Raw genomic sequence first — 11000 nt, 5'->3', positions numbered from 1 at the left:
GTGATTATTCCCGCGTTGGATTTAATAAATGGCGAAGTGGTGCGGCTGCATCAGGGCGATTACGGCCGCCAGCGCCAATACGGCGGCGATCCCCTCGCCCGTCTGCAGCAGTATGTCGGGCAGGGCGCGCAGCTTTTGCATCTGGTGGACCTTACCGGCGCCAAAGACCCCGCGGCCCGCCAGATCCCGTTGCTGAAAACCCTGCTGGCCGGCGTTCGGCCCACGCCGGTGCAGATTGGCGGCGGCATCCGCACGGCGGAGGATGTGGCGGCATTGCTGGATGCCGGCGCCACCCGCGTGGTGGTGGGCTCCACCGCCATCCGCCAGCCGCGCGAGGTACAGCGCTGGTTTGAGCGTTTTGGTCCCGATGCCCTGGTATTGGCCCTGGACGTACGCATCGACCGTGACGGACAGCGCGAGGTGGCGGTCAGCGGCTGGCAGGAAAATTCCGGCATGACCCTGGAGCAGGCGATTGGCGAGTATCAGCCCTTCGGCCTCAAGCACGTACTCTGTACCGATATTTCCCGCGACGGCACCCTGGGCGGCTCGAACGTGGCGCTTTACCAGGATATCTGCCGCGCCTGGCCCGCTATCGCCTTCCAATCCTCCGGCGGCATCGGCTGCCTGGAGGATATCGCCCGGCTGCGCGGCACCGGCGTCCAGGGCGTGATCGTCGGGCGCGCGCTGCTGGAAGACAAATTTACCGTTGAGGAGGCTATCGCATGCTGGCAAAACGTATAATTCCCTGCCTGGACGTGCGCGCCGGCCAGGTGGTGAAAGGGGTACAGTTCCGTAATCATGAAATTATCGGCGATATCGTGCCCCTGGCCCGGCGTTATGCCGAGGAAGGCGCGGACGAGCTGGTATTTTACGATATCACCGCCTCCGCGGACGATCGGGTGGTGGACCAGAGCTGGGTGGAACGGGTAGCGGAAGTGATTGATATCCCGTTTTGCGTCGCCGGCGGCATTAAAACCCTGGAGCAGGCGGGCCGTATCCTGTCGTTCGGCGCCGATAAGATTTCCATTAACTCGCCGGCGCTGGCGGATCCCGACCTGATAAGCCGCCTGGCGGACCGGTTCGGCGTACAGTGCATCGTGGTCGGCGTCGACACCTGGCATGACAGCGGCACCGATCGTTACCTGGTCAATCAATATACCGGTGACGAAACCCGCACCCGGGTGACGACATGGGAAACGCCCGACTGGGTGACGGAAGCGCAAAAACGCGGCGCCGGCGAAATTGTGCTCAATATGATGAACCAGGACGGCGTGCGCAACGGGTATGACCTGAAACAGCTCCGGCTGATCCGCGGGCTGTGCCACGTGCCGCTGATCGCTTCCGGCGGCGCGGGCGCGCCCGAACACTTCCTTGAGGCGTTTCGCGACGCCGACGTGGACGGCGCGCTGGCGGCCTCGGTATTCCATAAGCAGATAATTAATATTGGCGAGTTAAAAACCTTTCTCGCACAACAGGGAGTAGAGATCAGATGTTAACCACACAGCAGCGCGACCAGTTGGATTGGGATAAAACAAATCAAATGATGCCCGCCATTGTCCAGCACGCCATTTCCGGTGAAGTATTGATGATGGGGTATATGAACCCCCAGGCCCTGCAGGCAACCGAGGACACCGGCAAGGTGACTTTTTTTTCCCGCAGCAAGCAGCGCCTGTGGACCAAGGGCGAAAGCTCCGGCAACGTCCTGCACGTGGTGGGCATCTATCCCGACTGCGATGGGGATACCCTGCTGATCCTGGCCAACCCCGACGGCCCCACCTGCCATACCGGCGCCAGCAGCTGCTTTTATCCGGCCGCCACCGACTGGGGTTTCCTGCATAACCTGGAAACCCTGCTGGCGCAAAGGAAAACCGCCGACCCGGAAAGCTCCTACACCGCCCGGCTGTATGCCAGCGGCACCAAACGCATCGCCCAGAAGGTGGGAGAAGAAGGCGTGGAAACCGCCCTGGCGGCCACGGTGCACGACCGTGAAGAACTGACCAACGAGGCGGCGGACCTGGTTTATCACCTGCTGGTGCTGCTGCAGGATCAGGATCTGGATTTAAGCCGGGTTATCGGCCGGCTGCGCGAGCGGCATCAATAACCGCTCCAGCAAGCCGCCCGGCGGCAGATAAGGCGTATTATGTGCCCCCGCTCATTGATCGGGGGTATGTAAAACCGCGGTGAATCGTTACCACTTTTTAAAAAACTTGCTAATCTGTTTTTCAAACCGCTTAGCTTCACCTTCTATCTTCGATGCATCAATACGCGCAGCTTCCTTCCCTATCTGCTCTAAAATACGGTTAGCTTCATGTTTTAACTTCTCTTTATCCAGCGATTTTATTTGACCATGAATACGCGAGGCTTCCCGCAATACCTTTTGCCCCAAAGAAAAAGAGGTCGCTGATCCGGCCGGTTTATTGCCGGCATCATTAGCTGCGGCCGCTTCAGGACGGGTGGCGTCATCCGGGTATTCGTTCCTTACCCTTTGCAAATAAGCGCCAATATCATTAAATAATGCTTCATCGATATCTTCGCCTCCCCGGCTATTATCTATACGCGCAAGCAGACCCTCGGGCAACGGCCGCTGGGAAGCATTGGCGACCCCGGTCAGCTTATCGCGCAGAGATGAAAAAAATGCATTATTGTCTGAATTCGTTGATACACTGTGCTGAATAGGTGCATCATTACTTTTAGGAACTAAACTATCATAAATCATTGTAAACTCCTTATTTATAATATATTAAACTAAAAATATTGCTGATAAGTTTACCTGGCATGCTTAGAGCAAATACGTTCGTTAATTGAATCATTATCAGCATGATTATCCGGCGCTAACTTTAAACAAATCGTCAATATGACAGGTAAATCTGAATCAAATATGAAACGCCTCTTTATCCCTTGGCGGCGCCATTGCTGCATGGATAACATCGCCGTCGTGACCGGGCTAGATTCACTTTCAGCGCCGGCTACGATGGTTAAGGCTGCGGCGTTAGCCTTCATGGCGCGGCGCTGCCCGATTCTGAACTGCCGCGCAGCGAAGGCGAGGCTGGGAACAGTTTTTTGTAGCTGGGAGGCGGTGTGTAGCTGGGAGGCGGTGAATCGCCCTTAATGTTCTTGAGTTCAGGAACGGCCGGGAATCCCGCATCCAAAGGGTGTGGATAAGAAGGAACTAAACTGAGCGGCGGTCCATGGCGGTTCGACGCGAACGACAGCGCGCTGAACCCCCCTGACGTTGGCGCCGGCCCGGCTATCGGGGTATTATCCGTCTTTCGCGTGATGGGGCCAAAACCGCAACAGTATAACCAACTTGGCATCTGATACTCCTGATGATTGAGACACAAAAAAACACAGTCTAAGAACATTACGGATGTGTTATTTTCCACCGAGCACAACGACCGCGATCGGTTTGAATTTATGATACCGGGCCGCCGCCACGGGTAATGCTTCCGTCATTTTTGGATTATATTTACAAGCTATTTCGTCAAAAAACCGCAGATTATTGCGATTAATTTTATTATTCATTAGTCCGTGGCAATATAACTCCGAATTATCAGGAAGCAGTAAAATTATCCTGAATATTCACTTCTTTTTCATCCGGTTTAATGAATTTGTTGAAAAATGATTAAGGTATTTTCACTTCATTATCACGACCTATTGATACTGCATTTAGGGCTTTATTAAGGGGCAACCTTTTCGCGTATTCTTGACATAAAAATGGTAGAATAGGTTAATTATTCATTTATACCTAAGTACACCGCCATGCGTTAATCAATCGGATTGCCACCTGATGATTAAGCCTGGGCAAAAGAATATGGGGCAGTTGATACTTAAGTTCACGGAAGATCCTCAATCTTCCGTCCAGGGGCAGGGTTAATACCGCCGCAAGCAATGCATCCAATGCCGGTAATATATGCCCCGGGCAGAGATGAAGAACGTCAAGCGACAGCTCTGCCAGTATGGCTTCCCGGGTCCGCCGGCGATAGCTTACCGTCAGCGCCAGCAACCCCAGCATAATCTCACCTCGATCCCGCTGCCGCAATAGCCTGAAATGGTAAAGGATATTTTCGCCGACATGCTCACGGCATACCGTCGACAGCGCCGGCCCCTTACGTAACAGGTCTTTGCAGGCATCGGCCAGGGCGCAGGCGGATAATCCCCGCAGGCGGTAATAACTGAGCGCCGTCCAGCCCTGGTTTTGTAGTGAATCCGGCCAGGCGTCGATAATCTGGCTAAGACGCTGATATAGCCATTCCGCCGCCGCCTCGTCCGGGGGGCTCACCCTTTCAATGATACGCAAAACCGGCGCCAGCTGGCAGTGAGGAGGAAACGCGGCCAGGACACCCGGAGTGTCGTCACTGCCCATCAGCATTTTCACACGCGGATAACCGCACCGGCGCGCCAGGCTGCGGGTTAGATTAATGCTATCCCGCTGCGTTTTCAGCCGCTCATATAATGTTTTATTAACGCAGGATAATCTGAGTAAATCCCCAGGCGAGAGAGAATGGCCGATACGCATTAAAAGCTCCATGGATAAGGTATCCAGGCCCTGCGGGCGCGCCTCGCCTGCGGCCTCAAGCGGCGGCGCCATGCGCAGCGCCTGGGAGCATCGGTTGGCAACGGCATTGATTCCCCGTGCCAGCGCGCCGGGAATGCAGCTCCCGGATGAAAACGCGTTGGCAACGCCCGGCGGGGCAACAGATTCAGGCTCACTTGGGGAATGACAGCATAATAGCGAACGCAGCATGGCATGTTCCTCTTTATGATTGGCAAGGTTAGCCCGTTTTTTATGGTAGCGGCAGGTATATTTACGCTATGCGGCGGTGCTTTGCATCCGGCCTGCGCGACAGAAGTTAATTCTTGAACCCCCCTCGATTCTTCAGGAAGCAAACATAAAAAAACCGCCCGGTTTCGCGGACGGTTTACGATGACATCACGACGGTGCCTATGCCCTACACCGCCGGGTTACAGACGGCTTACACCGGCACCCAGCACAGTGGTTTGCCGGGCAGTCTTATTCCAGCCATTCGGTATGGAACACGCCGTCCTTGTCGGTGCGCTTATAGGTATGCGCGCCGAAATAGTCGCGCTGCGCCTGGATAAGGTTAGCGGGCAATACCGCCGAGCGATAGCTGTCGTAATAGGCGATGGCGGCCGAAAGGGTCGGGGTCGGAATGCCGTGCTGTACCGCATAGGCCACCACGTCGCGCAACGCCTGCTGATAATCGTCGGCCACCTTTTTAAAGTAAGGCGCCAGCAGCAGATTGGCGATGTCGGCGTTTTCGGCATAGGCGTCGGTGATTTTCTGCAGGAACTGCGCGCGGATAATGCAACCGGCACGGAAGATCTTGGCGATCTCGCCGTAGTTCAGGTTCCAGTTATTTTCTTGCGACGCGGCTTTCAACTGGGAAAACCCTTGGGCATAAGAGACGATTTTACCCAGATAGAGCGCCCGGCGGACTTTCTCGGTAAATTCTTTTTTATCACCGCTAAAGGCTTGCGGCGCGGGACCGGATAATACTTTCGCGGCGGCGACGCGCTGATTTTTTAGCGACGACAGATAGCGGGCGAACACGGACTCGGTAATCAGGCTTAACGGTTCGCCCAGATCCAGCGAACTCTGGCTGGTCCATTTGCCGGTCCCTTTATTGGCGGCCTCATCAAGGATAACATCGACCAGGTAGTTACCCTCTTCATCTTTCTTGGTGAAGATATCTTTGGTGATGTCGATCAGATAGCTATTCAGCTCGCCCTTGTTCCATTCGCTGAAGGTGGCGGCCAACTCGTCATTGCTCAGGCCCAGGGCATTCTTAAGCAGCGCATACGCCTCCGCGATCAGCTGCATATCGCCATATTCGATGCCGTTATGCACCATTTTAACATAATGACCGGCGCCGTCCGGACCGATATAGGCCACGCAGGCTTCGCCTTCGGCGCGCGCGGCGATTTTTTCCAGTATCGGGGCCACCAGGTCGTAAGCGGCTTTTTGCCCGCCGGGCATGATGGAAGGGCCTTTCAGGGCGCCCTCCTCACCACCGGAAACGCCGGTGCCGATAAAATTGAACCCTTCCGCGGACAGCTCGCGGTTACGGCGAATGGTATCGCGATAGAAAGTGTTGCCGCCGTCAATCAGGATATCGCCTTTTTCCAGGTAGGGTTTCAGCGAGTCGATGGTTTTATCGGTGCCTTCGCCGGCTTTGACCATCAGCAGGATGCGCCGCGGTTTTTCCAGTGAATTGACAAATTCTTCCAGGCTGTAGTAAGGCACCAGATTCTTATCGGCATTCTCGGCGATCACTTCTTCCGTCTTTTCGCGCGAACGGTTGAAGATGGACACGCTATAACCGCGGCTTTCAATGTTCAGCGCCAGATTGCGCCCCATTACCGCCATACCGACTACGCCGATCTGTTGTGTGGACATTAAGCAACTCCTGTCTGAAGTATGTGTCTTAAGTATGAACCACCTGCGGCCGCACGTTGGCCGGCAGGTTATAAAATGTGGATGATATGTTAACCCAGCTTTACGGGCGACGGGTAGTTATTGGTGCGATAGTCACTGTTCGTTACGCATTCCATGCCAACATAACGGTGCGGCTGGCTTGCCGCCGCGAGCGTGTATGACATGCCAGAAAACGTCTACAGTAAAGAACGATACAAACTGATATAACTCTCGACCATTTTCGCCGAGGTAAACATCGCATCGAAACGCTCCCGGGCGTTGTCGCCATAACGCCGCGCCAGTACAGGATTATGCCAGAGCTGCCGCATGGCATCGGCCAACTCCTCGGGATCGGTAGGACGAACCGCCAAGCCGGTCTCATGGTGAATATTAACAAACGTGGTGCCGGTACCAATCTCGCACGTAATCATAGGCTTGGCAAACATTGCCCCCTCCAGCAGAGTAATACCGAAGGCTTCTGAGCGCAGATGGGATGGAAAGACGATACCGTAGCATAACGTAAGCAAAGCAATCTTATCCTTATCCGGCAGCGCACCGAGAAAATGAATATTTCTCAGCCCCAGTTGCGCCGCTTGTTGCTTCAACTCGCCTTCCATGGGACCGACGCCGACCAGCACCACCGGATAACCGCTGATTTTAGCCGCGACCAACAAAGTTTGCAGGCCCTTGTAATAACGAAACGCACCGATGAACAAAAAGAAAGGCCCGCCGATACGGGATCGCCATGCCTCAAGCAGCTCATCCCTGGCCGGCGGATACGACGCCGGATCCAAACCAAAGGGGATAACGCTTATTTTAGGCAAAAAGCGCTGCAAAACAGGGCTACTGTCCACATAGTTTGGCGATGACGCCACGATACGGTCAACGCTGGTCAGAAAACGGTTCATTAACGGCCGGTAAAGCTGCAGCATCGCCTTTTGTTTGACGATATCGGAATGGTAGGTCACGACAGTCGGCTTTTTAATTCCGGCGACAAAATGCATTATATCCATAAATGGAAAGGGAAAATGGTAATGAATAATATCCGCCCCGGCGGCAAGGGCCTTAAAATGACCAATCGCTTTATAGGAAAAAGGCGTGGAAGCGAACTGCCAGCTGATGGCGCTATAGGCGACATGGTGGCGGTAAAACGGCTTGCTATCACTGGACCCGTTTGGACTAAGCGCCAGAACGGTTGATGATATGCCGCTGGCAAACGCCCCTTCACTTAATTGGAAGATCACCTGTTCAATTCCCCCGTAAGAATCGGGATAATAGGTTTTATAAAGGTGAAGTATTTTCAACATAACAGGATTCAGACCTTCCGGTAGGCTTCAATCGTTTCCGCAGCACAACGCTGCCATGAAAATTGCCGCGCGCGCGCCAGGCCGGCGGCTATCGCACTCGCGCGTTGATGTTCATCTTCAAGGCTGGTGCCAAGAGCCAGAGTCAATGCGTCCACATCCAGCGGGTCAAACATACTGGCGGCGTCGCCGGCCACTTCCGGCAAAGAGGCGGCGTTGGAGCAGACCACGGGAACCCCGGAGGCCATTGCCTCAAGCACCGGCAGGCCGAAACCTTCGTATAGTGACGGAAAGGCAAACACCCGCGCCGCCGCAAATAATAAGGGCAGGTCGTGGTTAGGGAGATAACCTAAATAATGCAGCCACCCCTGGCGCTGGCCACGTTCAAAGCGCCGATGCACCTCCTCGCTGCCCCAGCCCTGGTAGCCGCAAAGCACCAACGGATAGCGCATCCTTACCTCTTGCGGCAACCGTTCATAGGCGGTAAGCAGCGTGGCGATATTCTTCCTCGGCTCGATGGTGCCGGTAAACAGGGTATATCCCTGCTCGGTCAGGCCAAGCCTTGTCAGCAGCGGCTGCAACTGCGCGCTTTCCCTGGGATAAAATTCCGCGCTACAGGCCAAATAGGTCGTATCGATTTTTTCACTGGGGTAATTAAAATAGTTGGCTAGTTCATGTTTGGAAAAATCAGACACAGTGATGACGCGACTGGCGCGCTTTAGGCTGGCCTGCATAGCTTTATGCATGTAACGAACCCGCTCGCGGGGATGGTATTGCGGGCAGGTAAAAATCGAAATGTCGTGGAACGTGGTTACTGCGCGGTCAAGGCCGGCGGGCAGATAGTAATTCGGGCTATGATAAATATAATCGCGGTAATCGCGCAACGCTCTCTTTTGCATCAAAGGGTAAAGATGCTGGTAGACTTCAATCAATGTTGCACGTTTTTTTAGCCATTCTTTCAGCGGACTCGACGGCAGCGCTTTATCGGCATGATCGGGCAATGCATCGACCACCTTCAGGTTGTTGAAATATTTCAATTCACTGATAGCACTGCTTTGTTGCAATTGTTTCAGTAATTCCAACGCGTAACGGCACACCCCGGTAAGGGGGTACTTGATGGCATCGGTGGAAAACATAATTTTCACTATGATTATTTCCATTCTCATCTATGGATACAAAACCGATGCGATACGCTTTATACCCGCACCCTATAGAATTTAAACGTACTCCCGCCTGCGCCCTAAGCCACTGGCGGGACAGTACAGTGGCTGTTTATTTTCCAGCCGGTCGTAATAATGGCAGTTTATTTAATAACAGCCGTGTGTCCTGCGGAAGGTTAAGCCCGGCAGCATTCAACGCGCAAACGTTAAGGTAAGGGTTTGCCATCACCTCTTCAGCACATTCCTTTAACCACAACCGCAGTTGATCGGCCTGATGATCAGAAGCACAAATGATACCGTCGGTATGCCTCGCCAGGGCGCTCAATACAGGGCGGTTGTTCGTCTGCCGGTCGGCATCGGCATCCGCAGCGTTGATAAAAATCTCTTGTTCCTGAAGAAGGCAATAAACCGTTGTGCCGACGCGCCTCAACGTATCCCACTGTTGAGTATTCAGGGGAAAAACGCCGTTGGTCGGCACGTTGACCAGCACAATATCGTCTTTTTTTAATAAAATGGGCTCATCATCCCCCCAATCATGCCCCTGATGAGCAGCCTGGTAGCGATTTGCATAATGATAGTATCCCGCCTCATTGCAACTGATGGCCCTGACCTGATAACCAGGGACATTGCCGGCCAGCAAGCTTGCCGTCAGCGCTTCTAACGGCGCCGGCGCTGCAGCTGTGGTAAGCGGTTGCAAAAAGCGTGATACATCTATCGCTAATTGCCGCTGGTGCTGGCTGAAATTATTGCGTGCAATAGCCCATGCCGTGCCGAGTTTATCCGTATCACTGAGGTGATGCGTTTTCGACATCATGCGATTAAGGATATCATCCGTCGATTGCTCAGGCGTGCCGTCAAAGACTCGAAACATTTTTGGCGTATTCATTATGTGCGCAAAACTGTCCCAGGCAATATGGGCGGTACGATCCCATGAAAACAAGCCAGACTGGGTCAGGGCATGCTTTTTAAGCGCCAAGAAAAAATCCTCATCCGTCAGAGCGCGTTCCATTACTGCCTTAATGGCATTGACATCATTTGGATCAAACATCGCCTCTGACCAGCCGATCACTTCCGGCAAACTGGTAGCGTTAGAGCTCAGCGTGGCCGCACCGCAACTCATGGCCTCCAGGGGAGGTAACCCAAATCCTTCGTGCAGCGACGGGAAAACAAACAATTTACAGGTGTTATATAAGGCTATCAAATCACTATCAGGCAAATAGCCGGTAAATACAATTTGGTTAGGCTTGATACCATATTTTTCCACCATCTCAAGCGTACGTTCTAAATCGTAGGGGCGGATCTTACACGCCATCACCAAGGGATAACGATCTCGCAATTCCTCGGACAACATGCCAAATGCCTGAAGTAATGCATTAATGTTTTTACGCGGCTCGATCATAGCGAGCGTAAGCAGATATTCATCGGGTAAATTATAACGTTCTTTTAATCGGGCCCTGGCTTGGCTATCTAACTCCAGGCGGCAAAATTCAGGTTCAACCGCTGATGAAATATTAAAAATCCGTTTATGATCGATGGACGTGAAGCGTTTAACCTCATCAGCTGCAGAATTAGAAATCGCAAAAATCGCATCCGCATATTCATATTCATGCAAACGTTCAAGGTAAAAGCCTCTGAAATTAGCGTCAGCAAGATACACTTCTTTATTAAGGTATGGTATTAAATCATGGCAAACGCAAATGGTACGCCATTTTACCGGAAAGTCAGGAATAGAGACAATATAGTCATCAACATGGCCTTCAAAGAAACTGATAACAAAAACAATATCAGGATTAATGTTGGCAATCGCAATATTACGGCACTCTTCCGCCGTTTGATGACGCCATTGATTTTCAGCATGGCAAGCGACCACTGGTCCATGGGCTGAAAAAGTAAATATTTCCTCGGCAGGTAATATATCTTGATAAAGATGCCGTGTTTCTTCAATGTTATCAATAGGAAAAATACCGTTAACCAGTATACTTACTCGATTTTCACCGGCATTGCGTATGATTGCCCGGCTCATGGCCAAAGTACTGCGTCCTATACCCCGAAATTTGCTTTGTGTTTGCAATCCCTGCACGTCAATAAGAATATGCATTT

Annotated in this window: 10 protein-coding genes; 3 read left to right on the top strand and 7 right to left on the bottom strand. The window is 52.9% G+C overall.

The window, feature by feature from the left end:
• Genes hisA through hisIE form a run of 3 tightly spaced genes read left to right on the top strand, consistent with a single transcriptional unit; the run spans position 1 to position 2101 of the window.
• Positions 1-741: a 1-(5-phosphoribosyl)-5-[(5-phosphoribosylamino)methylideneamino]imidazole-4-carboxamide isomerase gene (gene hisA / locus ACL2XM_RS04040; RefSeq protein WP_413728027.1), complete on the top strand. Its 741-nt coding sequence runs from the start codon at positions 1-3 to the stop codon at positions 739-741.
• A complete protein-coding gene (gene hisF, locus ACL2XM_RS04035; protein WP_410014385.1) occupies positions 723-1496 on the top strand; it encodes an imidazole glycerol phosphate synthase subunit HisF in 774 nt (257 codons plus the stop codon). Before hisA ends, hisF begins: the two co-directional genes overlap by 19 nt.
• Positions 1490-2101, top strand: coding sequence for a bifunctional phosphoribosyl-AMP cyclohydrolase/phosphoribosyl-ATP diphosphatase HisIE (gene hisIE / locus ACL2XM_RS04030; RefSeq protein ID WP_410014384.1), 612 nt, complete (start codon positions 1490-1492; stop codon positions 2099-2101). Before hisF ends, hisIE begins: the two co-directional genes overlap by 7 nt.
• Before the next feature lie 87 nt (positions 2102-2188).
• Here hisIE and ACL2XM_RS04025 read toward each other — a convergent pair whose 3' ends face one another.
• From ACL2XM_RS04025 to ACL2XM_RS03995, 7 genes are all read right to left on the bottom strand, one after another.
• On the bottom strand, positions 2189-2716 hold the full coding sequence (locus tag ACL2XM_RS04025; RefSeq protein WP_413732443.1) for a hypothetical protein: 528 nt from the start codon (positions 2714-2716) through the stop codon (positions 2189-2191).
• Between the two features lie 50 nt (positions 2717-2766).
• Positions 2767-3000, bottom strand: coding sequence for a hypothetical protein (locus tag ACL2XM_RS04020; protein WP_413728025.1), 234 nt, complete (start codon positions 2998-3000; stop codon positions 2767-2769).
• A gap of 745 nt (positions 3001-3745) precedes the next feature.
• Positions 3746-4744, bottom strand: coding sequence for a hypothetical protein (locus ACL2XM_RS04015; RefSeq protein WP_413732441.1), 999 nt, complete (start codon positions 4742-4744; stop codon positions 3746-3748).
• Between the two features lie 267 nt (positions 4745-5011).
• The gene (gene gndA / locus ACL2XM_RS04010) at positions 5012-6418 is read right to left on the bottom strand and encodes an NADP-dependent phosphogluconate dehydrogenase (protein WP_413732440.1); all 1407 of its coding nucleotides are present in this window, start codon (positions 6416-6418) and stop codon (positions 5012-5014) included.
• Positions 6419-6633: 215 nt separating this feature from the next.
• A complete protein-coding gene (locus ACL2XM_RS04005) occupies positions 6634-7743 on the bottom strand; it encodes a glycosyltransferase family 4 protein (RefSeq protein WP_413723235.1) in 1110 nt (369 codons plus the stop codon).
• 8 nt (positions 7744-7751) lie between these two features.
• Complete coding sequence (locus ACL2XM_RS04000) at positions 7752-8885, bottom strand: glycosyltransferase family 4 protein (protein ID WP_413723236.1); 1134 nt, start codon at positions 8883-8885, stop codon at positions 7752-7754.
• A gap of 127 nt (positions 8886-9012) precedes the next feature.
• Positions 9013-10998, bottom strand: a complete 1986-nt coding sequence (locus tag ACL2XM_RS03995; protein WP_413732438.1) for a glycosyltransferase family 4 protein — start codon at positions 10996-10998, stop codon at positions 9013-9015.
• Positions 10999-11000: the final 2 nt, after the last annotated feature.

Origin of the sequence: Sodalis sp. RH20 (assembly GCF_047324205.1) — a bacterium.
GTDB lineage: Bacteria > Pseudomonadota > Gammaproteobacteria > Enterobacterales > Enterobacteriaceae > Acerihabitans.
The sequence above is the reverse complement of the archived record's forward strand: the minus strand, read 5'-3'. Positions and strand labels throughout refer to the sequence as shown.